At 70.6% G+C, this 21,445-nt stretch carries 21 protein-coding genes; 13 read left to right on the top strand and 8 right to left on the bottom strand.

What is annotated here, in order from left to right:
- Positions 1-83: 83 nt before the first annotated feature.
- Both mshA and ACZ6D7_RS35855 read left to right on the top strand, forming a co-directional pair.
- Positions 84-1,421, top strand: a complete 1,338-nt coding sequence (gene mshA, locus ACZ6D7_RS35860) for a D-inositol-3-phosphate glycosyltransferase (RefSeq protein ID WP_469500162.1) — start codon at positions 84-86, stop codon at positions 1,419-1,421.
- Complete coding sequence (locus ACZ6D7_RS35855) at positions 1,414-1,917, top strand: type III secretion system chaperone family protein (protein ID WP_469500160.1); 504 nt, start codon at positions 1,414-1,416, stop codon at positions 1,915-1,917. Before mshA ends, ACZ6D7_RS35855 begins: the two co-directional genes overlap by 8 nt.
- Positions 1,918-2,058: 141 nt before the next feature.
- Here the strand turns inward: ACZ6D7_RS35855 and ACZ6D7_RS35850 are convergent, their stop codons facing one another.
- Positions 2,059-2,877, bottom strand: a complete 819-nt coding sequence (locus ACZ6D7_RS35850; RefSeq protein ID WP_469500157.1) for an AraC family transcriptional regulator — start codon at positions 2,875-2,877, stop codon at positions 2,059-2,061.
- Between the two features lie 49 nt (positions 2,878-2,926).
- Here ACZ6D7_RS35850 and ACZ6D7_RS35845 point away from each other — a divergent pair, with 49 nt between their 5' ends.
- Positions 2,927-3,424 carry a DUF2000 family protein gene (locus tag ACZ6D7_RS35845; RefSeq protein WP_469500154.1) on the top strand — a complete coding sequence of 166 codons (498 nt, stop codon included), beginning with the start codon at positions 2,927-2,929 and terminating at the stop codon, positions 3,422-3,424.
- A gap of 39 nt (positions 3,425-3,463) precedes the next feature.
- Here ACZ6D7_RS35845 and ACZ6D7_RS35840 read toward each other — a convergent pair whose 3' ends face one another.
- A complete protein-coding gene (locus ACZ6D7_RS35840) occupies positions 3,464-4,723 on the bottom strand; it encodes an MDR family MFS transporter (RefSeq protein ID WP_469500152.1) in 1,260 nt (419 codons plus the stop codon).
- Positions 4,724-4,891: 168 nt separating this feature from the next.
- Here ACZ6D7_RS35840 and ACZ6D7_RS35835 point away from each other — a divergent pair, with 168 nt between their 5' ends.
- Positions 4,892-5,653: a phosphoglyceromutase gene (locus ACZ6D7_RS35835; RefSeq protein ID WP_469500150.1), complete on the top strand. Its 762-nt coding sequence runs from the start codon at positions 4,892-4,894 to the stop codon at positions 5,651-5,653.
- Positions 5,654-5,944: 291 nt separating this feature from the next.
- Here ACZ6D7_RS35835 and ACZ6D7_RS35830 read toward each other — a convergent pair whose 3' ends face one another.
- From ACZ6D7_RS35830 to ACZ6D7_RS35815, 4 genes are all read right to left on the bottom strand, one after another.
- Positions 5,945-6,760 (bottom strand): hypothetical protein, encoded by an 816-nt coding sequence (locus tag ACZ6D7_RS35830; RefSeq protein WP_469500148.1) that lies wholly within the window; start codon positions 6,758-6,760, stop codon positions 5,945-5,947.
- A gap of 361 nt (positions 6,761-7,121) precedes the next feature.
- Positions 7,122-7,727 carry a hypothetical protein gene (locus tag ACZ6D7_RS35825; protein WP_469500146.1) on the bottom strand — a complete coding sequence of 202 codons (606 nt, stop codon included), beginning with the start codon at positions 7,725-7,727 and terminating at the stop codon, positions 7,122-7,124.
- A gap of 98 nt (positions 7,728-7,825) precedes the next feature.
- The gene (locus tag ACZ6D7_RS35820) at positions 7,826-8,617 is read right to left on the bottom strand and encodes a PIG-L deacetylase family protein (RefSeq protein ID WP_469500145.1); all 792 of its coding nucleotides are present in this window, start codon (positions 8,615-8,617) and stop codon (positions 7,826-7,828) included.
- A gap of 62 nt (positions 8,618-8,679) precedes the next feature.
- On the bottom strand, positions 8,680-9,036 hold the full coding sequence (locus tag ACZ6D7_RS35815; protein ID WP_469500144.1) for a hypothetical protein: 357 nt from the start codon (positions 9,034-9,036) through the stop codon (positions 8,680-8,682).
- Between the two features lie 330 nt (positions 9,037-9,366).
- Between ACZ6D7_RS35815 and ACZ6D7_RS35810 the strand changes: the two genes are divergently transcribed.
- Entirely contained in the window at positions 9,367-9,822 is a 456-nt protein-coding gene (locus ACZ6D7_RS35810; protein WP_469500142.1) for a hypothetical protein, read from the top strand.
- Between the two features lie 416 nt (positions 9,823-10,238).
- Here the strand turns inward: ACZ6D7_RS35810 and phoU are convergent, their stop codons facing one another.
- Complete coding sequence (gene phoU, locus ACZ6D7_RS35805) at positions 10,239-10,946, bottom strand: phosphate signaling complex protein PhoU (protein ID WP_469500140.1); 708 nt, start codon at positions 10,944-10,946, stop codon at positions 10,239-10,241.
- A 258-nt stretch (positions 10,947-11,204) separates the two neighbouring features.
- On the opposite strand from phoU, the gene phoR reads away from it, so the two are divergent.
- The gene (gene phoR / locus ACZ6D7_RS35800) at positions 11,205-12,533 is read left to right on the top strand and encodes a two-component system sensor histidine kinase PhoR (RefSeq protein WP_469500138.1); all 1,329 of its coding nucleotides are present in this window, start codon (positions 11,205-11,207) and stop codon (positions 12,531-12,533) included.
- A gap of 5 nt (positions 12,534-12,538) precedes the next feature.
- Positions 12,539-13,210 carry a two-component system response regulator PhoP gene (gene phoP / locus ACZ6D7_RS35795; RefSeq protein ID WP_018568744.1) on the top strand — a complete coding sequence of 224 codons (672 nt, stop codon included), beginning with the start codon at positions 12,539-12,541 and terminating at the stop codon, positions 13,208-13,210.
- A gap of 97 nt (positions 13,211-13,307) precedes the next feature.
- Here phoP and ACZ6D7_RS35790 read toward each other — a convergent pair whose 3' ends face one another.
- Positions 13,308-14,024: a DUF461 domain-containing protein gene (locus tag ACZ6D7_RS35790; RefSeq protein WP_469500137.1), complete on the bottom strand. Its 717-nt coding sequence runs from the start codon at positions 14,022-14,024 to the stop codon at positions 13,308-13,310.
- A 734-nt stretch (positions 14,025-14,758) separates the two neighbouring features.
- On the opposite strand from ACZ6D7_RS35790, the gene ACZ6D7_RS35785 reads away from it, so the two are divergent.
- The 6 genes from ACZ6D7_RS35785 (at position 14,759) to ACZ6D7_RS35760 (ending at position 21,240) form a co-directional block, all read left to right on the top strand.
- Positions 14,759-15,241, top strand: a complete 483-nt coding sequence (locus tag ACZ6D7_RS35785) for a CarD family transcriptional regulator (RefSeq protein ID WP_003953493.1) — start codon at positions 14,759-14,761, stop codon at positions 15,239-15,241.
- A 415-nt stretch (positions 15,242-15,656) separates the two neighbouring features.
- Positions 15,657-16,409: a 2-C-methyl-D-erythritol 4-phosphate cytidylyltransferase gene (ispD, locus tag ACZ6D7_RS35780; protein WP_469500135.1), complete on the top strand. Its 753-nt coding sequence runs from the start codon at positions 15,657-15,659 to the stop codon at positions 16,407-16,409.
- Positions 16,399-16,896, top strand: a complete 498-nt coding sequence (gene ispF / locus ACZ6D7_RS35775; RefSeq protein ID WP_469500133.1) for a 2-C-methyl-D-erythritol 2,4-cyclodiphosphate synthase — start codon at positions 16,399-16,401, stop codon at positions 16,894-16,896. Before ispD ends, ispF begins: the two co-directional genes overlap by 11 nt.
- Positions 16,897-16,979: 83 nt before the next feature.
- On the top strand, positions 16,980-18,380 hold the full coding sequence (gene cysS / locus ACZ6D7_RS35770; RefSeq protein WP_469500132.1) for a cysteine--tRNA ligase: 1,401 nt from the start codon (positions 16,980-16,982) through the stop codon (positions 18,378-18,380).
- Positions 18,381-18,470: 90 nt separating this feature from the next.
- Positions 18,471-19,412 (top strand): 23S rRNA (guanosine(2251)-2'-O)-methyltransferase RlmB, encoded by a 942-nt coding sequence (rlmB, locus tag ACZ6D7_RS35765; protein WP_469500130.1) that lies wholly within the window; start codon positions 18,471-18,473, stop codon positions 19,410-19,412.
- A gap of 172 nt (positions 19,413-19,584) precedes the next feature.
- Complete coding sequence (locus ACZ6D7_RS35760) at positions 19,585-21,240, top strand: DoxX family membrane protein (protein WP_469500128.1); 1,656 nt, start codon at positions 19,585-19,587, stop codon at positions 21,238-21,240.
- Positions 21,241-21,445 lie beyond the last annotated feature (205 nt).

Below are 21,445 nucleotides of genomic sequence, written 5' to 3'. Positions count from 1 at the left end.
AACCGCTTCCTCCGGCGTTGCCGCCCAGTGGAGGGAGCCCCACCCCCTCCGTCCGGCATGCCCGCAGCAAGGAGGAACGCCACGTGAGCCAGTACGTCAGCAGGCTCGGGCGTCGCTCTACGGCGGCCCCGTCGCGGCTCAGGCTCCACCGCCGCCCCCGCCGAGTAGCGATGCTGTCCGTGCACACCTCACCGCTCCACCAGCCCGGCACCGGCGACGCCGGCGGCATGAACGTCTACATCGTGGAACTCGCGCAGCGCCTCGCCGCGATCAACATCGAGGTCGAGATCTTCACGCGCGCCACCACGGCCGCCCTCCCGCCGACCGTCCAGATGGCGCCCGGCGTCCTGGTCCGGCACGTCGACGCGGGCCCCTACGAGGGCCTCGCCAAGGAGGACCTCCCCGCCCAGCTGTGCGCCTTCACACACGGTGTGATGCAGGCCTGGGCCGGCCACCGCCCCGGCTACTACGACCTCGTCCACTCGCACTACTGGCTCTCCGGCCATGTCGGCTGGCTCGCCGCCCAGCGCTGGGGCGCCCCCCTGGTGCACGCCATGCACACCATGGCCAAGGTCAAGAACGCCAACCTGGCCGACGGCGACACGCCCGAACCCGCCGCCCGCGTCATCGGCGAGACCCAGATCGTCGAGGCCGCCGACCGCCTCATCGCCAACACGGCGGAGGAGGCCGACGAACTCGTACGGCACTACAGCGCCGACCCCGGCAAGGTCGCCGTCGTCCACCCCGGCGTCAACCTCGAGCGTTTCTCCCCGGCCGACGGCCGCGCCGCCGCCCGCGCCCGCCTCGACCTCCCGCAGGACGCCCTCGTCCCCCTCTTCGCGGGCCGTATCCAGCCCCTGAAGGCTCCGGACGTGCTGCTCCGCTCGGTCGCGGAGCTGCTGGAACAGCGTCCCGATTTGCGGTCGCGGATCGTCGTACCGGTCGTCGGCGGCCCCAGCGGCAGCGGCCTCGCCAAACCGGAGGGGCTGCAGAAGCTGGCCGCGCGGCTCGGCATCGCGGACGTCGTACGGTTCCGCCCGCCGGTCGGACAGGACCAGCTCGCGGACTGGTTCCGCGCCGCGTCCGTCCTGGTCGTCCCCTCCTACAGCGAGTCCTTCGGCCTGGTCGCCATAGAGGCGCAGGCGGCCGGCACGCCGGTCCTCGCGGCCTCCGTGGGTGGCCTCCCGGTCGCCGTACGGGACGGCGAGACCGGCTATCTGGTCCAGGGCCACGATCCGGCGGCGTACGCGCGCGTGCTGGAGCGTTTCGCCGACGGCCCCGAACTCCCGGCCCGGATGGGCGCGGCCGCCGCCCGGCACGCCCAGTCCTTCGGCTGGGACACCGCGGCCGCCGCCACCGCCGACGTGTACACGGCCGCGGTCCAGGCCCACCGCCGTCGCGTACGCTCCCAGCATGGGTGACACGGAGAAGACGGCCGCGCTGGTCGTCGAGGGTTTCCTGAAGGACGCGGAGCTGGAGTGGGAGAGCCCCGAGTCCGGCACCTACGTCGTGCAGCTCCCCGGCACCCGCAAGCTGAAGACGACGGTCTCCCTGATCATCGGCCGCCACTCGCTGTCGCTGAACGCGTTCGTCATCCGTCACCCCGACGAGAACGAGTCCGGCGTCCACCGCTGGCTCCTGGAGCGCAACCTCAAGCTGTACGGCGTGAGTTACGCCGTCGACCGGCTCGGCGACATCTACGTCACCGCCCGCCTCCCGCTCGCCGCCGTCACCGCCGAGGAGACCGACCGCCTCTTCGGCCAGGTCCTGGAGGCGGCCGACGGCGCCTTCAACACCCTGCTGGAACTCGGCTTCGCCTCCGCGATCCGCCGGGAGTACGCCTGGCGGATCTCCCGCGGCGAACCCACCCACAACCTGGACGCCTTCGCCCACCTGACCCGACGGTCCGCCGACTGACCTGGTCCGAGCCGCTGTCAGCCTGACTCCGACAACGACGCCACGACTCGGCCAAGCTCCAGTTCCGCAAGGCCGGCAGCGGCACCTGCTCCACGGTCGAGATCGTGAAGGCCGACTCCGCGGGCAACCTGAGGACCGCGGTCACCGCTTCCGCCGACGGCAGTCGGCGCTGGACGTCAGGTAGCGACCGGGGGTCACCCCCACCAGCCTGCGGAAGTGCCGGGTGAGATGGGCCTGGTCGTAGAAGCCGGCCGCCACCGCGACCTCGCCCGCCGGCCGCCCGTCGAGCAGCAGCCGGCGGGCCCGGTCGATCCGCCGGGCGGTCAGGTACTGGTGCGGCGCGATGCCGTACGCCGCGCTGAAAGCCCGCACCAGGTGCGCGGGATGGGCCTGGACGACCCGCGCCGCCTCCTCCAGTCCGATGCCCTGTACGACGTACGCGTCGAGGAGTTCCCGCAGCCGGCGCGCGAGGACGGGGTCGGAGGCGGGGCGCGGGGAGCGTGCCGTGCGCCCCAGGTGGTCGCGCAGCCGCTCCCCGATCAGGGTCAGCCGGCTGTCCGCCTCCAGTTCGTCGCCGGGCCGGGCGAGGGCGGAGTGCAACTGCCCCACCCGCTGCCGCAGCACCGGATCCCGCAGGTCGGGCCCGTCCACGGCGGCCCCGATCAGCTCCTCGTCGAGCACGCTCGCGTCCAGGTACAGCACCCGCTTGCGGAAGCCGCGCGGGCCGACGGGGGAGCCGTTGTGCGGCACGTGCGGCGGCAGCAGGGTCACCGTGCCGTGCGGGGTGCCGTGCTCGTGCCGGTCGAGGTCGTACCGTACGGCGCCGTCGTCCACGATGAGCAGCGTCCAGGCGTCGTGCACGTGCATCGGGTACGCGTACGCGGTGAAGTGGGCGTGGAAGACCTCGACGACACCCGGGACACGGGGGCGCCAGGCGGAGACTTCCTGCCGTGGGGCCATGCATAGAACGTACAAGACGGGGTCGTGGGCGAGACGGCAGTCTCACTTCATGAGCACCGTGAACACCGCGAGCACCGTGAACACCGCGAGCACCGTGAGTACCGTGAGTACCGAGGCCGTGAGCCCTGACGCACCCGTCCGCTTCGACACGAAGATCGCCGTCCTGCTGCGCGAGGACCTGGAGCCCTGGCAGCGCCTGAACGTCACCGCGTTCCTGGTCAGCGGCCTGGGAACGGCCGTCCCCGAGGTGATCGGGGAGCCGTACGAGGACGCCGACGGTGTGGTCTGTCTGCCGATGTTCCGCCAGCCGATCCTGGTCTTCGAGGGGACGAAGGAGACGCTGACCGCCGCCCACGCGCGCGTACTGGCCCGCTCGCTCCCGCGCGCGGTGTTCACCAGTGACCTCTTCGCCACCGGCAACGACCGCGACAACCGCGCGGCGGTGCGGGCCGTGCCGACGGCGGAGCTGGACCTGGTGGGGCTGGCGGTGTACGGCCCCAGGAACGCGGTGGACAAGGTACTGAAGGGCGCCCGGATGCACCCGTGAGGCCGGGAAACGGGCCGGTCGGGCGGCGCTGGCCTCGGTTCAGGCGGCGCCGACCTCGGTCTTCGCCCCGGTCGCCGGATGGTCCTCGTCGGCCGGCTCCTCGTCCGGCAGGCGCCGCATCAGGACGGCGTACCCGGCGCCCGCGACCGTCCCCACCACCGCGCAGATCCCCCACAGCCAGTCCGCCCCGAACCGGTCGATGACGAATCCGGACATCACCGGGGCGACGAGCGAGGCCACCGCCCAGGACAGCGTGTACATGCCCTGGTAGCGGCCGCGTCCGTGGGCGGGGGAGAGGCGGACGACGAGCCCGGTCTGGGTCGGCGCGCTGACGATCTCCGCGAGCGTCCACACGCAGACGGTGAGCGCGAAGACACCGACCGATCCGGCGAAGGCGGTGAGTCCGAAGCCGTACCCCGCGAGGACGGAGGAGATCACGAGCAGCCGTCGCGGGTCGCGGTGCTCGATGAACCGGGTGACGGGGATCTGGAGCGCGACGATCAGCACGCCGTTGACGGCGATCGCCATGCCGTAGTCGGCGGGCGTGAACCCGGCTTCGCCCATCGCCACCGGCAGTCCGACGGACCCCTGCTGGAAGACGAACGCGACGAGAAAGGACAGCCCGACGACACTCATGAACCGGGTGTCGCGCAGTACGGTCCCGAGCCCGACGGAGCCCTCCCGGCCGGCCTTCTCCTGCTGCTCGGGCCGCGACTCGGGCAGCTTGAGGAAGACGACGACCGCGCAGACGAGGGTCATCCCCGCCTCCAGCAGGAACCCGGCGCGGTAGCTGACCTCGGCGATGAAGCCGGCGGCCATGGCGGAGACGGCGAACCCGAGGTTGATGGCCCAGTAGTTGAGCGAGAAGGCCCGCACGCGGTCCTCGGGTCGAACGATGTCGGCCAGCATCGCCTGCACGGCCGGCCGGGAGGCGTTGGAGGCCATGCCGACGAGGAAGGCGACGCCCGCGATGGCGACGGGGTCGGTGATGAACCCGAGGAGCGCGACGGAGAGCGCGGTGCCGGTCTGCGCGATCAGCAGGGTGGGCCGCCGCCCGATCCGGTCGGCCATCACACCCCCGCCGAGCGAGGAGACGACCCCGCCCAGCCCGTGCAGGGAGGCGACGAGTCCGGCGTAGGAGGCGGAGTAGCCGCGGTCGAGGGTCAGGTACAGCGCCATGAAGGTGGCGACGAAGGCGCCGAGCCGGTTGACCAGCGTGCTGGTCCACAGCCACCAGAACTCACGGGGCAGCCCGGAGAGCGTCTCGCGGGCGGCGCGTCGGACAGCGGCGACGGACATGGCGGAGTCCCCTGAGGTGGCGTAAGTGGCGAAGGCGGCAAGGGCAACTTACGGAGTGGAGTCTTGGGAAGGCCACTCGATTAACAGATCCCGTCAAGCGTCGGCGGCGCCGTCCGGGGTGTGGGCGGGGGACGCAAGGGATGAGGGGGGTGGATTACGCTCATACGCATGGCCGACGCACCGTACAAGCTGATCCTCCTCCGCCACGGCGAGAGCGAGTGGAACGCGAAGAACCTGTTCACCGGCTGGGTGGACGTCAACCTCAACGAGAAGGGCGAGAAGGAGGCAGTCCGCGGTGGCGAGCTCCTGAAGGACGCCGATCTCCTCCCCGACGTGGTCCACACGTCCCTCCAGAAGCGCGCGATCCGCACCGCGCAGCTGGCCCTCGAGGCCGCGGACCGCCACTGGATCCCGGTCCACCGCTCGTGGCGCCTGAACGAGCGCCACTACGGCGCCCTCCAGGGCAAGGACAAGGCGCAGACCCTCGCGGAGTTCGGCGAGGAGCAGTTCATGCTGTGGCGCCGCTCCTACGACACCCCGCCGCCGCCGCTCGAGGACGGCACGGAGTTCTCCCAGTCGGACGACCCGCGCTACGCGACGATCCCGCCGGAGCTGCGCCCGCGCACGGAGTGCCTCAAGGACGTCGTCGTCCGCATGCTCCCCTACTGGTACGACGGCATCGTCCCCGACCTCCTGGCCGGCCGCACGGTCCTGGTCGCCGCGCACGGCAACTCCCTGCGCGCCCTGGTCAAGCACCTCGACGGCATCTCCGACGAGGACATCGCGGGCCTGAACATCCCCACCGGCATCCCCCTCTCCTACGAACTGGACGCCGACTTCAAGCCCCTCAACCCCGGCGGCACCTACCTCGACCCGGCCGCGGCAGCGGCGGCAATCGAGGCGGTCAAGAACCAGGGCAAGAAGAAGTAACCAGCACCCTCGAAGCCCCCTACCTGCGGTTTTCCCGCTGGTAGGGGGCTTGTTGCTGTGCTGGGGCCGTTCCGGGCCGTCAGCCGGATGATCGGCCGTGCTCAGTGCTTCGGGAAGTCCGGCTCCGGCTGCTCTCTCGCCTCTGCCTGCGCTCCCGCATCACAGAGGGCCGCGACGGCTGCCGTGGCATCTTCCCCTCCAACACCACTCCGCCGCAGGTCAGCCCAGCAACTGCCCGTGGATAACCCGAGCTTCCCAAACTGCGGTCCTGAGATGTGCACGGAGCGAGCATCAGTACTCTCTCAAGGAGCGCAGGTCGATCGGCGCGGTACAAGCATTGTCCTCAATCCGCATCGCCCTGCGAACAATCTCGGGATTATTTCCCAAAGTCTCGAAGTCCTTGCGCGCCGCATCGACGCGGCGGCGTACCTCAAAGCAGTCCTTCGCTGTCGGGTTCTTCAGGTCGTCCACCAGCATCATGGCGCTCAGTGCCCAGTAAGCACGAGTGAACCGAGGCGCCTCCAAACGGATGTACCGGTTTCGCGTGCCTTCTGCTTCCGAAATGCGTAGCGCTGCCTCATACTCCGCTGTCATCGTGTCGAAATCCAGGTTCTGTGCGGCTACGTCGGCGAGCACTCGGTGAGCCTGGAGTGCTTCGAGAGGGTCCATCATGCGCTGGCCACCGGAGCCGTCGGACTCCATACGAGCAGCCAGATCCAGCGCCCTGTGAGCCATGCGCACCGCAAGTTCCAGGTCCGTGGTCGACAGCGTCACGAACAGACCTACGAGCCGATACGTCGACGCGCTCAGGCTCAACTTCTTCTGGCCGTATCTGGAGACCAGGCTGTCCACCTGTTTCGCCAGAGTCCCGATCTCGTTGCGGTGGGCAGATCCGCCGGTTCGATCGAGTTCGCTCATCTCCACCACGTAGCCGGATATCTCACTGCGTGCCTCATTCTGCCCCTGCTCATCGGCGATGCCGTAGGACGCACGGATGCCGAAGACCGCCGAAGCAAGAGATGCCGCCGTGGCGATGAGCGCGATGACCGCACCGGCGACTGCGGCCCAGGCGGACAGCCAAGCCGTGTCGGACGATGCGCTAGCCATCAGCTGCTATCGCCGCAGAGGACGAGCGACCGGGTGTCGGGGTCAGGAAGTCGACGGTCCGCAACTGGCCTGTTCTGCGCTCGGGCAAGTACGCCTTTATGCCGTCGGCGGTATAGCTGGCCAGGCACTTCGGCATGAGCCCCACTCCCGTTCTCCGTCTGCTCCGCTTCCGCTCCCACCTTTGGGCACCCGGCCGGGTCTGGCCATCCGGAGACGGCCGAGTGGGGGTGCTGTCCCTCCCGGCACACGGACAACCACGGACGTTCAGGGACCGTCAACAACGGGGCTCTCGGACCTGTCCCTGGACCTGACCCCGGCCGATACGCCGAGGTCACCGCTCCCACCACCCTGCCTCTCTTACCTATGCGTCAGCCTCGATGGATGACAGGGGGATGCGCAGAACGCGGTGCAGTCGGGCGGAGGTCTCGATGTCGAGCCCCAGGCTCGCGTGGCGCAAGGATGCGCTGTGCCGGCTGATGAGGTCCAGGTCATGAAGCTGACGGTGCAACTCGGCGGTGAGAACCTCGTCAGGGTCGTGGGCGTAGCTGTCCCCCGTGTTCAAGCGCTCGTCCACAGCCTCGACGGCACGGCTGCTCACCACCGAGGCCAGATCGCCCGTGCCGAACAAGTAGTCCACCGCGGCATAGAGCACTGCGGCCGCCGCCGGCTTGTCGGCGTCACCGGGACCATCCTGCCCATCGTTGTGGCAGTACTCGCTCAGGAGGTACTCGCCCATCCCGTGCTTGATCTCTCCGAACGCCGTTGAATTGCCCAACGCGGCTTCCCACAGCGCATTGAGCATCGGTCGAAGTCCGAGGGCGTACTCCGCCTGCTCATCTGTCGGCAGAGCCTCCTGGGCCCGCATCAGCCGCTCCGCCACCCCGACGCCGAACACAAGGCGCTCATCCGGGGACGCCTCGGCCAACCGGTTTGCCAGCTCGGCTTCCAACTCCTGCCAGGTCGCCATCCGTGCCCACCCCAGTCATGACTCTGATCACCTGACGACGACACGAGTCGGATCTCGAGTCGGATCTCGGCTTGGCTGTGTTCAGGGACAGCGCTGCCCTACCTCGGTGTTCGGAAGAGGTCCAGCAACTCGGTGGATGCCGTCCCCGTGGCGTCGATGAACCATTCCCGGCCGAGCAACCACCCGAATACGGGTGCCGGCAGTCGAATCAGCGTCCGCATGACGGGGGCCAGTCGGCCGGTCCCGTTCACCTGGGACCGGTGAGCGGCGAGTGCGGCCTGCTTCTGCCGGGCGAACGGACGCACGTTCACTCGGTGCGTGATGACGGAGCGGGCGCTGTACGCGGTGGTGGGAGCCACGGCATCGTGCCGGACCGGCAGTCTCAACCAGTCCACGAGCTTCAGGGTCCGGGCCACCAGATCACGGGGAATGGTCGCTTCGAGCACCTGATCCACGCCGGCCAGCGTCGCGCCGCGCCTTCCGACCTCATGCACTCTGACGTGATCACGGTGACCGTAGCCGCCGTTGGCGTCGTAACTGAGGAGCACCTGCGCCTGCTCCTCGCGGAGGATCGCGGCCAGTCGTTCGGCGGCTTCCTGCGGGTCCGCCCGCGTGAAGCGCGTCCGGTCCGGTGGGTCCGGGTCCAGCACCTTCCCGTTGCCGCTGTCCGCGTATCCCAGGTGCACCACACGCGTCGCGCCCAGTGCGGCGGCGCTGGCGCGGAGTTCGCTCATACGAGGTGCTTCGCCCTGTCCGACGGCACCCGTCGCGCCGTCGGTGGCGACGACGATCACCACGCGGTGCCCCTCGGCGGCTGCGCGGGCCAGTGTGCCGCCCGTCATCAACACCTCGTCGTCGGGGTGGGCATGAAAGGCCACGACTGTTGCCATGGGGCCCATCCTGCCCTATCGGCTGTCAGGATCGGCGTCCGTCGATCAGCTCCCCGACAGGCTCATGGCACGTACCAGCCGCCCAGCCGGCCCGCCCAGCCGGGCAGTCCACGCACGCGCATCCTTCCGTCCTGGGCCCCGGTTTCCCAGGTGAGCAGGAAGTCAGGTGTTCCCCATGCCTGCCTGGCCAGGGTGTTGATGCGTGTTTCCACGGTGCGCAGATGTCGGCCGATGCGTTGGATCGCCCTGTTGAACCCCCGCAGCCACAACACGGCCAGCAGCAGAACCAGTCCGGCGATGTACACCGCCGGGGAGCCGACGGTGAATTTGTTCGACACGGCCAGTAAGGCGGAGATGATTCCGGCGAACCCGATCATCTGCATGCGTGAGGCCACCCGTTGCGTCACCTCTTCGCGCAAGGTGCGGTACTCCTCGAACAGAGCCGCGATCTCCTGTTCGATCTGCCGCTGAGGCGCCTGCGCACCAGAAGGGTCAGGAGGGCCGGAAGGGCCGGGTGGGCCAGGAGGCCCAGGAATGCCAGGGAGGCCAGGAGGACTGGGGGGAATGGCGGAACCGTGCGGCTGCATCTGGCCTCCGGGAAGCTCACGGCCAACGCTGTGGACATACCCGCGGCGGACACCCGCGACACGATCGGAGCGAGTGGATGCCGGTGTCGGTTCAGGGTCTCGTACGCAGAACCGCGTTCACGAAGGCGGCCGGTGGGCCCATCGTCCACTACCGTCCCGTCCATGACAAAGATCGGGGCGGGGTACCGGCTGGGAGCCGTGGGGGTTGCCGGCGTCGTGGTGGCGGGAGTTCTCGGGGTGGCGTGGCCTGTGATGTCGTTCCTCTCGTCCTACGGGTGTGGTGATCAAGAGGACCGGCTTGCCGAAGTGATCGCCGGTGAGGGGGTGTTGAGGGGCGAGGTCGAGGGCGCCAGGGCCGAGGAGCGGTATCGGGAGTGTGACGACGACGACCGGTTCGTCGTCGTCGGGGCGCGGTACCGGTACGACGGGTCAGTGAGCAGCGTGCTGGCGCACTATCAGAAGGCCGCCCGGGACCAGGGGTGGGCGGCGCGCACCGCCGACGGCTGCTTCACCAAGTCCCTCGGCGGCACCACCGCCTACCTCAGTCTGGAAGGTCCTGACGACGGGATGCTGCACGTGGACATCGTCGCCGATGCCGAGGGGTCGCCCTGGTGCTGACGGGCGGCGGGATACTTCAACCCGCGTCCGCCCAGGGCCCCCGGGAGAGGCGGTAGACGGTGCCGCGCCCGCGACCCTGCGCCGGGAAACGGGATGGGGCCCCGGTGCCTCTCGGCATCCGGGGCCCCATCACGTCGTACGTCTGTTCTCAGCCGCACTGGCAGGGATTTCCCGACTGGCACCCGCACCCGCACCCCGAGCCGCAGCCGCACGCGCCTATCAGGGTCAGGTTCCTGATGTCGGCGGGCTGCTCGGTCGGGCGTTCCTGAGTGGGGTCGGGCGTGGGAACACTGGGGGACTCGGCCATGGGTTCCTCCCGGAGGCGTAGGGCCTGTGCCCATTGGATGCCCAGTGGGTCCGGCGCATCAACGGCGCACAGTGGCTCGTGCACGCCCCGAACGGAATCCCGCGCGCGGTCAGACCCCGTCCGCTCCCGTGCCGGGCACCGGCTGGATGTCGGGCTGGATGTCCGGCTGGAGCTCGTCCGCGTGCTCACCCGTCACCAGGAACACGACACGCTTGGCGACCGCCACCGCGTGGTCGGCGAACCGCTCGTAGTAGCGGCCCAGCAGGGTGACGTCGACCGCCGTCTCGATGCCGTGCTTCCAGCGGTCGTCGATCAGGTGCTGGAAGAGGGTGCGGTGCAGGAGGTCCATCGCGTCGTCGTCGGCCTCCAGCTGGAGCGCCAGGTCGACGTCCTTGGTGATGATGCACTCCGCCGCCTTCGCCATCAGGCGCTGCGCGAGCTGGCCCATCTCCAGGATCGTGGCGTGCAGGTCCTGCGGGACCGCACGGTTCGGGAAGCGCAGCCGCGCGAGCTTCGCCACGTGCTGGGCGAGGTCGCCGGAGCGCTCCAGGTCGGCGGACATCCGCAGCGAGGTGACGACGATCCGCAGGTCCGTGGCGACGGGCTGCTGCCGCGCCAGCAGGGCTATCGCCTTCGCCTCGAGGTCGTGCTGGAGTTCGTCGACCCTCTGGTCGGCCTCGATGACGTTCTCGGCCAGCTTCAGATCGGAGTCGAGGATGGCGGTCGTGGCGCGCCCGATCGCGGACCCGACCAGCCGGGCCATCTCCACCAGGCTGTCGCCGATCGAGTCAAGTTCCTCGTGGTACGCGTCCCGCATCAGGCTTCCCTCTCGTACGTGATTCTCGGGGTTCCGGGGGGCCAGAACCGGCGGCCATCCGACCCGGTCGGACCCGTGCCGACCAGCCACTGAATCGGTGCTGCGAACCCCACGGTGCCACGGTCCGCCCTGTACGCGTCGATTTCCGGCCCCTCAAATGAACCACCACTGGCTCCAAGGTGAACTCTGGGCGACGAGTGTTCGAGGTCGCACCTCGATGGCTGTGGCCGGGCCGGATCCCGTGCCTAACCTGGACGCATGGACGTGAACGCGGCGGTCGCCGCAGCGGCAGCGATCGCCGGGGTACTCACCGGTGTCATCGCCATGCTGGCGTTCCGCTGGAGCGAGCGCGACCAGGCCCGGCCCACCCGGACCTCCCTGCACACGGACCCGGTGCTTCCGCCGGGCGTGGACACCGTCCTGTCCGTGCTGCGGTCCTCGGCCGTCGTCCTCGACGAGGCGGACGCCGTGGTCAAGGCCAGTTCGGCGGCGTACGCCCTCGGGCTGGTCAGGGGCGGAAAGCTCGCCGTCGAGCCGATGCTCCAGATGGCCCGCGACACCCGTCGAGACGGCGAGATACGCCAGGTCGAGCTGGATCTCGCCCGGCGTGGCACCGGGCGCGGCGAGGCCCTCGCCGTGTCCGCCAGGGTCGCCCCCCTGGGCTCCCGGCTGGTTCTGCTCCTCGTGGAGGACCTCACCGAGGCCCGCCGGATCGAGGCCGTACGACGCGACTTCGTCGCGAACGTCAGCCATGAGCTGAAGACGCCCGTCGGGGCGCTCTCGCTGCTCTCGGAGGCCGTCATGGACGCCTCCGACGACCCGGAGGCGGTGGAACGCTTCGCCGGACGGATGCAGATCGAGGCCACCCGGCTGACCAACCTGGTGCAGGAGCTGATCGACCTCTCCCGGGTCCAGAACGACGACCCGCTGGAGGACGCCGAACCGGTGGGCATCGACGAACTCGTCGCCGAGGCCGTCGACCGCTGCCGGCACCAGGCCGGCACCAAGCAGATCACCATGGCCACGAGTGTGGCGTGGTCCGAAGGACTCGATCAGGGCGGTGCCGGGCGGCGGGCCGGCGACACCGCCGACCTGCGCGTCTGGGGCCACCGCGGTCAGCTGGCCGCCGCCCTGGGCAACCTCGTCGAGAACGCCGTCAACTACTCGCCCGCCCGTACCCGGGTCGGGATATCCGCCCGCCGGGTGAACGCACCCGGCGGGGACCTGATCGAGATCGCCGTCACCGATCAGGGCATCGGGATCTCCGACAAGGACAAGGAGCGCATCTTCGAGCGCTTCTACCGAGTCGACCCGGCCCGCTCCCGTGCCACCGGCGGTACGGGTCTCGGGCTGGCGATCGTCAAGCACGTGGCCGCCTCGCACGGCGGGGAGGTCACGGTGTGGAGTGCCGAGGGACAGGGCTCCACCTTCACGCTGCGGCTGCCGGAGGCGGGCGCGGCCCGCGACCGCGACCGGGCACAACAGCACCCCGACCTCGACGAAGACGAAGAGGACGGGCCGTCCGCCCAGACACCCCCCGAGTCAACCGCGTACCAGACGCTTTCCGCCCCGGAGGTCCTTCCGTGACCCGTGTGCTCGTCGTCGAGGACGAGGAGTCCTTCTCCGACGCCCTGTCGTACATGCTCCGCAAGGAGGGCTTCGAGGTCGCCGTGGCGGCCACCGGGCCCGACGGACTCGACGAGTTCGAGCGCAACGGCGCCGACCTCGTCCTCCTCGACCTGATGCTGCCGGGGCTGCCCGGCACCGAGGTCTGCCGCCAGCTGCGCGGCCGCTCCAACGTTCCCGTGATCATGGTGACCGCCAAGGACAGCGAGATCGACAAGGTTGTCGGGCTGGAGATAGGAGCCGACGACTACGTCACCAAGCCGTTCTCCTCGCGCGAGCTGGTGGCCCGGATCCGGGCCGTCCTGCGCCGCCGCGGCGAGCCGGAGGAGGTGACCCCGGCGGCCCTGGAGGCCGGCCCGGTCCGGATGGACGTCGACCGGCACGTGGTGACGGTCTCCGGCTCCAAGGTCGACCTCCCGCTGAAGGAGTTCGACCTCTTGGAGATGCTGCTGCGCAACGCCGGCCGTGTCCTCACCCGTATGCAGCTCATCGACCGGGTCTGGGGCGCCGACTACGTCGGCGACACCAAGACCCTCGACGTCCACGTCAAGCGCCTGCGCGCCAAGATCGAGCCCGACCCGGGTGCGCCGCGGTACCTGGTCACGGTGCGTGGCCTGGGGTACAAGTTCGAGCCGTAAGCCGGATCCCGGCCGTTACGCCGGAAGGGGCGGCATACGCCGGAAGGGCGGCAGCCCCACGCGGGGGTGCCGCCCTTCCGGCGTGTGGTGTGCGGGGTCAGTGGCCCGCGGGGGACTCCGAGGAGGTGCCGGCCGCGGCCGCGGCCGCGTCCGTCTCCGTCGCGGTGCCCGCCGTGCCGCCCGTGGCGGTGTCCGTGGCGGTGCCCGTCGGGTTCGCCGTGCCGGTCTCGCCGCCCGCCGCCGGGGACTCGGTGGACCCGGCGGTCGCGCTCTGGGACGGCGTGGTCTGAGGCGCCGCCGGGATGTCGCTCGGGCCCCAGCTGGAGAAGTAGCTCTCGGCGGGGACGACGAAGGCGTCCAGGGACACCGCGCCCGTCTCGCTCAGGGTGAAGGTGGTCTTCTGGGCGTTGCCGTCGAGGGTGTCCTCGCCGGTGCTCTCCAGGACGGCGGAGGGGTTGCCGTCGCCGCCGATGACGACGGAGCCGCCGGCCGGGACGGTCACCTTGTCCTCGCCTTCGGCGGGCGAGAGCTTCGCGGTGCCGAGTTCCTCGACGTCGATCGAGTCCACGGTCTGGTCGGTGTCACCACTGTTGAAGATGGTCGCGGAGACGGCGACCGGGCCGCTGCCCTCCGGGGCCGGCTGGGTGATGACGACGGCGTTCTGAATCTTGATGACGCCCACGCTGGTGGCGGCGTTGTCCGGCTTGATCTCCAGAGTCTGGCTGTTGTTGCCGGCGCCGCAGGCGGCGAGCGTGGCGATCGAGAACGCGAGGGCGGATGCGGCGAGGGCGCCGCGTCGAAGGCTGCTGCTCACGGCGGCGGCATCTCCTTGAACGCACAGGGGCAGCTCACCTGGTGATAAAGCCGCCCTAAGGGTCTGTCAGCGGCCTTAGGTTACCGAGCCGTTCCCACGGGGCCGCACCCGACCCGCCTCTAGCGCGTTCCGGGACCCCTGGCGTACCCCGGTTCCCCCTGCCCTTCCGAGCCCTTCCGAGTCCTTCCGAGTCCTTCCGAGTCCGTGCGAGGCGCCTTCCACGGCCTTCCGAACCCGTCACGTGACCCACAAGTGGCCCACGAGTCACTTTGGCTTCATCCGTCGGTTGTCTTCCGTCCCGCTCTTCCCGCTCTTCCCGCTCGTCCGTCATTCGGATAACCGCCGCGGAGGTCCGCGGAGCGGATTTTCCGTGAAGGAATGCGCGCCCGTCCCGGAAATTGATCACGGGCCCGGACGAACAACCGGTGATCAATTCCGGAAACGATCGCTATCCGGCCACGGGCACCGAACGGAGTAGCGGAAGTCGCACGCTTGGAAGCGGACATATGCGGACGTTCGGCCGTTCGGCTCCGGCTCCGGATGCGTGTAACGTACGCGTTTCACCCCCCTCGGAGAGCGGCTCCGACCTGCGAATACCTGCTTCCGGGAGCCGTCCGAAGCACGTTCCTGTCGCTGTTGTCAAGCCCCGAGATATGCCCTGACCTGCGAAAACGCCATTCAGGAACCGTCGTTTCCGTGTTACCCTGGATAGCCACGGAAGGGGTACCTGTCACATGACGTTCAAGGTTGGCGACACCGTGGTCTATCCCCATCACGGGGCCGCGCTGATCGAGGCCATCGAAACTCGCCAGATCAAAGGCGTGGACAAGACCTACTTGGTGCTGAAGGTCGCCCAGGGTGACCTGACGGTACGTGTGCCAGCGGACAATGCGGAGTTCGTCGGCGTGCGTGATGTGGTCGGTCAGGACGGGCTGGACCGGGTCTTCGAGGTGCTGCGCGCGCCGTACGCCGAGGAGCCCACGAACTGGTCGCGTCGCTACAAGGCAAATCTGGAGAAGCTCGCCTCCGGCGATGTCATCAAGGTCGCGGAAGTAGTCCGTGACCTGTGGCGTCGCGAGCGCGAGCGCGGACTCTCCGCAGGTGAGAAGCGCATGCTCGCCAAGGCCCGCCAGATCCTGGTGAGCGAGCTCGCCCTCGCGGAGAACACCAACGAGGACAAGGCGGAGGCCCTGCTCGACGAGGTGCTCGCGTCCTGACGCCGGCGCAGGCCGACTTCAGCACTGAAGAACACTGAAATGCCGCGGTGCCCGATGACGTATTTCCCGTCGCCGGGCGCTGCGGCATGTTCGCGTTCCGTTCCCATGCCTATGCCTGCCGTATACGCACCCGGCCGTACGCCCACGCGTATCCCCACGGGAGAACGGCCGTACGCCCGCCATCCCGCACCGCATCCGTATCCATATCCCGCACATCCCCGTGCGGCCGTGGTACGTCGTAGCACGTCCGTACGATCCGGCATCGGATCATCTCGGGGAAGCCCCGATACTTGGCGTGCCGGGCCCGGGCAGCTGGCTCGACCGGCATGTCACGGAAGGGTCCGGTCAAGGCGTCGCGCCCGGCACGCTGTGTCCGTACCCAACATGGCCGAGCACACAAACCTGACAGGAACCGATGTCTGACGATTCGCTTCCCTCGCCCGCGCCCGCCCGCACGGCCGCGGTGATTCCGGCCGCCGGCCGGGGCGTACGCCTCGGTCCGGGCGCCCCCAAGGCACTCCGCGCGCTGAACGGCACGCCCATGCTGATCCACGCGGTACGCGCCCTGGCCGCCTCGCGCGCTGTCTCCCTGGTGGTCGTCGTGGCCCCGCCGGACGGTGCCGCCGAGGTCAAGTCGCTGCTCGACGCGCACGCGCTGCCCGACCGCACCGACTTCCTCGTGGTGCCCGGCGGCGCCACCCGCCAGGAGTCCGTGAAGCTGGGCCTGGACGCGCTGCCGCCCGACCACGACATCGTCCTGGTCCACGACGCCGCCCGCCCGCTCGTCCCCGTGGACACCGTGGACGCCGTCATCGAGGCCGTCCGGGACGGGGCCCCCGCCGTCGTCCCGGCGCTGCCGCTCGCCGACACCGTCAAGGAGGTCGAGCCGGCCGAGGTGCCCGGCGACCCCGAGCCGGTCGTCGCCACCCCGGTGCGCGCCCGGCTGCGCGCCGTACAGACCCCGCAGGGCTTCGACCGGGCCACGCTCCTGCGGGCCCACGAGACGGTCACCGAGGACGTCACCGACGACGCGAGCATGGTCGAGCGCCTCGGCCTGACGGTCGTCGTCGTGCCGGGCCACGAGGAGGCCTTCAAGGTCACCCGGCCCCTCGACCTCGTCCTCGCGGAGGCGGTCCTCGCGCGCAGGAGGCTCAACGATGGGTTCTGACGCACCCCTGGTCCTGCCCCAGGTCGGCATCGGCACCGACATCCACGCCTTCGAGGAGGGCCGCGAGCTGTGGTGCGCGGGCCTGAAGTGGGAGGGCGAGGGGCCGGGCCTGGCCGGCCACAGCGACGCGGACGTCGTCGCGCACGCCGCGTGCAACGCCCTGTTCTCGGCCGCTGGGCTGGGCGACCTCGGGCAGCATTTCGGCACCGGGCGCCCGGAGTGGTCCGGCGCCTCCGGGATCACCCTGCTGACCGAGGCCGCCCGGATCGTCCGCGAGGCCGGCTTCACCATCGGCAACATCGCCGTCCAGGTGGTCGGCCCCCGCCCGAAGATCGGCAAGCGCCGGGACGAGGCGCAGAAGTTGCTGTCGGAGGCGGCCGGCGCGCCCGTCTCGGTCTCGGGCGCGACGACGGACGGGCTCGGGTTCCCGGGGCGGGAGGAGGGGTTGATGGCGGTCGCCACCGCGCTGGTCGTGCGCACGGGCTGACCCGTGCCACGGCATGTCACGAAAGTGTGGCCCTCGGGGGGAAGGGGCTCGGGGCATCGCCTCGCGCCCACTACCCTGGAGTGGTGACTATTCGCCTGTACGACACCAGCGCCCGGCAGATTCGTGACTTCACCCCGCTCCAGCCGGGTTGTGTCTCGATCTACCTGTGTGGTGCCACCGTGCAGGCGGCCCCGCACATCGGGCACATCCGCTCCGGCCTGAACTTCGACATCATGCGCCGCTGGTTCGAGTACCGCGGCTACGACGTCACGTTCATCCGCAACGTCACCGACATCGACGACAAGATCATCGCCAAGTCGTACGACCAGGGCCGCCCCTGGTGGTCCATCGGCTACGAGAACGAGCGGGCGTTCAACGACGGCTACCAGGCCCTCGGTTGCCTCCCCCCCACCTACGAGCCGCGCGCCACCGGGCACATCCCCGAGATGATCGAGATGATGCGCGGCCTCATCGAGCGCGGTCACGCCTACGAGGCCGACGGCAACGTCTACTTCGACGTGCGCTCCTACCCGGGCTACCTGGAGTTGTCCAACCAGGAGCTGGACAACCTGCTCCAGCCCTCCGGCGAGGGCGAGACGGGCAAGCGCGACCCCCGCGACTTCGCCATGTGGAAGGCGGCCAAGCCGGGCGAGCCCAGCTGGGAGACGCCCTGGGGCCGCGGCCGTCCCGGCTGGCACCTGGAGTGCTCGGCGATGGCGCACAAGTACCTGGGCGAGGCCTTCGACATCCACGGCGGCGGCCTCGACCTGATCTTCCCGCACCACGAGAACGAGATCGCTCAGGCCAAGGCCTATGGCGACGACTTCGCGCAGTACTGGGTGCACAACGCCTGGGTCACCATGAGCGGCGAGAAGATGTCGAAGTCCCTCGGGAACTCCGTCCTCGTCTCCGAGATGGTCAAGCAGTGGCGCCCGATCGTGCTGCGCTACTACCTCGGCACCCCGCACTACCGCTCGATGATCGAGTACAGCGAGGAGGCCCTGCGCGAGGCCGAGTCGGCGTTCGCGCGGATCGAGGGCTTCGTGCAGCGCGTGATCGAGCTGGCCGGGGGTGTCGTCGAGCCCGCCGCCGAGGTGCCGCCGGCCTTCGCCGAGGCGATGGACGACGACCTGGGCGTCCCGCAGGCGCTCGCCGTCGTGCACACCACCGTCCGGCAGGGCAACTCCGCCCTCGCCGCCGACGACAAGGAAGCCGCGGTGGCCCGCCTCGCCGAGGTGCGGGCGATGCTCGGCGTCCTCGGACTCGACCCCCTCGACCCGCACTGGGCCGGTGAGACCGACCGGGGCGAGGATCTGCACGGCGTGGTCGACAGCCTCGTACGCCTGGTCCTGGACCAGCGGGAGGCGGCCCGCGGGCGGAAGGACTGGGCGACCGCGGACGCCATCCGCGACCAGCTCAACCAGTCCGGGCTGACCATCGAGGACGGCCCGCAGGGACCGCGCTGGTCGCTCGGTTCCCGGTAGCCACCGTTCTTGATCGATTGTGCCGCCCGGCTGTCCGGGCGGCACACTGCATATACGTACGCACGCACGCTTCACACAGACAGGTAGGTCATGGCAGCCAACAACCGCCGCATGTCCGGCAAGAAGGGCGCGCAGGTCGGCAGTGGCGGCCAGCGGCGCCGGGGCCTGGAGGGCAAGGGTCCGACCCCGCCCGCCGAGATGCGCAAGGGACACAAGAAGAACCGCCTCGCCACCGCCAAGGCCAAGCAGGTCCAGCGTCGTCCGGTGCCGCGCGGCCGGGGCGGCAAGGGCACGTCCGAGCTGGTCGTCGGCCGTAACCCGGTCGTCGAGGCGCTGCGCGAGGGCGTGCCCGCGTCCACGCTCTACGTCCAGCAGTTCATCGACAACGACGAGCGGGTGCGCGAGGCGCTCCAGCTCGCGGCCGAGCGCGGCGGCATCAACCTCATGGAGGCCCCGCGTCCCGAGCTGGACCGGATGACCAACGGCCTCAACCACCAGGGGCTCGTGCTCCAGGTCCCGCCGTACGAGTACGCGCACCCCGAGGACCTCGCCGAGGCCGCCTACGACGAGGGCCAGGACCCGCTGATCGTCGCCCTCGACGGGGTGACCGACCCGCGCAACCTGGGTGCCGTGGTCCGTTCCGTCTCCGCGTTCGGCGGTCACGGTGTCGTCGTGCCCGAGCGGCGCGCGGCCGGGATGACCGCCGGTGCGTGGAAGACCTCGGCGGGCGCGGCGGCCCGTACGCCGGTCGCCCGCGCCACGAACCTGACCCGCGCCCTGGAGGCGTACAAGAAGGCGGGCATCGCGATCGTCGGTCTGGCCGCCGACGGCGAGGCCGAGATCGGTGAGCTGGCGGCCCTGGACGGCCCGGTCGTCATCGTCGTCGGCAGCGAGGGCAAGGGACTGTCCCGGCTGGTCGGCGAGACCTGCGACTTCCGGGTGCGCATCCCGATGCCGGGCGGCGCGGAGTCACTCAACGCCGGTGTGGCGGCGGGCATCGTGCTGTACGAGGCGGCCCGGCGCAGGGCCTGACGGCCGGCCGGGCAGGGCCTGACCGCCGGCCCGGCGGTCTGTCGGCCGGGGGTGGACGCGCATCCGCGAGTTCACCCCGACGGGTCAATCGGGGCGAGTAGTGCAACCTTGACGGGGTCCGGACAGATCCGGCGGGTCAAAGCAGTGTCCTAAACACACGTCACTCGGTTAGATGAGTGTGGACACCAGAACACCCCGCACACCCACGGGGGACCGCTCGTCGGGATTCGACGACGCTCCCGCGCTGAGCATGGTGAAGGTGCCGAGCGATCCGGCGCAGATCATCGTCGCGCACGCGAGCTTCCGCGTGCAGCTGGGCGCGTCGGCACGGCGTAGCCAATCCCCGCGGATCGCCCGGCACATGAGCGCCAGCCAGGACACCACGCGCATGCCCGTCGTCGGGGCGGCGGGCAGAGCGGCGGCCGCCGCAGCCGCGGCCGGTGCCCGCCGCCGGCCCGTCGTCTGGAGCGGCCAGACGGCCCCCGACGACACCGGCGCCCACCGACTGCTCCAGGCCGTGCGGGCAGGCAGCGTCGGCCACGGCGAACCGCCGACGGCCGACGCCGGAGCCACCCAGGTCATCCCCCGCATCGACGTCGGCGGCTACGACGGCGACCTCACCGCGCAGACCCTCGAGACCCCGATCGTCGGAGCCCAGCGCGCACCCGCGGCCGGCGAGCACCGGCTGCTGCCGCAGATGCGCACGGTCGGCAGCGCCTACGACGAACCCGCCTACGACGACGCCCAGTTCGAGGACTTCGGGGAGCCGGTCGCCACGCAGACCGCGCCCCGCGGCAGCAGGCGGCACGGCGACGACCCCGCCCGGCACGCCTACTTCCCGGGCCGCCGGATGAACCTCGGCGTGGTCCTGCTCCCGCTGCGCGTCCTCCTCGGCTTCATGTCGGTCTACGCCGGCATGAGCAAGCTGTGCGACCCCGTGTACTTCGACGGCGGCAAGCGCGGCTCCATGGTGAAGTGGCTCAACACCCTGCACCCGTGGGAAGTCGCCGAGCCGCTGCGCCAGTTCGCCCTGCACCACCCGGTCGGTTCCGGGCTGGTCATCGCCTTCCTCCAGGTCGTCGTGGGCGTCCTGACCGTCCTGGGCTGCTGGCAGCGGGTCGCGGCGGGCGTGGGCGCGATGCTGTCCGCCGCGCTCATCGTCACCGTCAGCTGGAAGACCGTCCCGGTCTACGAGACGCCCGACATCATCTACCTCGCCGCCTGGTCGCCGCTGATCATCGCCGGCGCGCCCGTCTACTCCGTCGACGGCCGGCTCGCGGCGGGTGCCTGGCGGCGGCTCGGCCCCCGCACCGACCTGTGGGAGCTGCGCCGGTACGTGCTGCGCCGGGGTGTGCTGGTCACCGCGATCGTCACCGGTCTGACGCTGCTGACCGGCTCCCTGCTCGGCGGCGCCGTGCGGGACGCCGACCGGGTGATCGTGCCCGGTCCGGGCGAGGCTCCGCGCAACGAGCTGCCCGGCTCGCCGCTCCCGGAGGAGTCCGGCAGTCAGCAGGCGAGCGACAGCCCCGCCGCGTCCACCCCGCCGACCCAGGGCGCCACCTCGGCGGCCCCGACGGCCGGCACGGACAGCGCGCCCGCCGCCGCCACCGACGCCGGAAGCGCCACCACCGGCGCGCCCAGCCAGACCCAGGGCACCGCGGGCGAGGCCCCGCCGCAGCAGTCCTCCCCGGTGGACCAGGCCCCGAGCACCAGCTCCGGCCCGGCGGCGGGCGGTTCGACGAGCACGGGGGGTGCGACGAGCGGTTCCTCGGACGGCGGGTCGTCCTCGTCGGGTCAGCCGGGCCTGGTGGGCGGCCTGCTGGGCTGACGCCCCAGCTCTACGGCTCTACGGCTTCAGGGCTTCAACCCTCTGTGGGGCTCTACGGCGATGGGGGTGGGGGGGGGGGGGGGGGGGGGGGGGGGGCGGGGGGCGGGGGTGGGGGGGGGGGGGGGGAGGTGAACCCCCCCCCACCTCCCCCCACCAGTTTGCGGGGGGGGGGGGGGGGAGACAGGGGAGGTATCATCCAAGGAGG

This window comes from Streptomyces sp. NPDC041784 (genome assembly GCF_055591025.1).
Note: the sequence above shows the minus strand (reverse complement) of the source record. Positions and strands in the feature narration are given on the sequence as shown.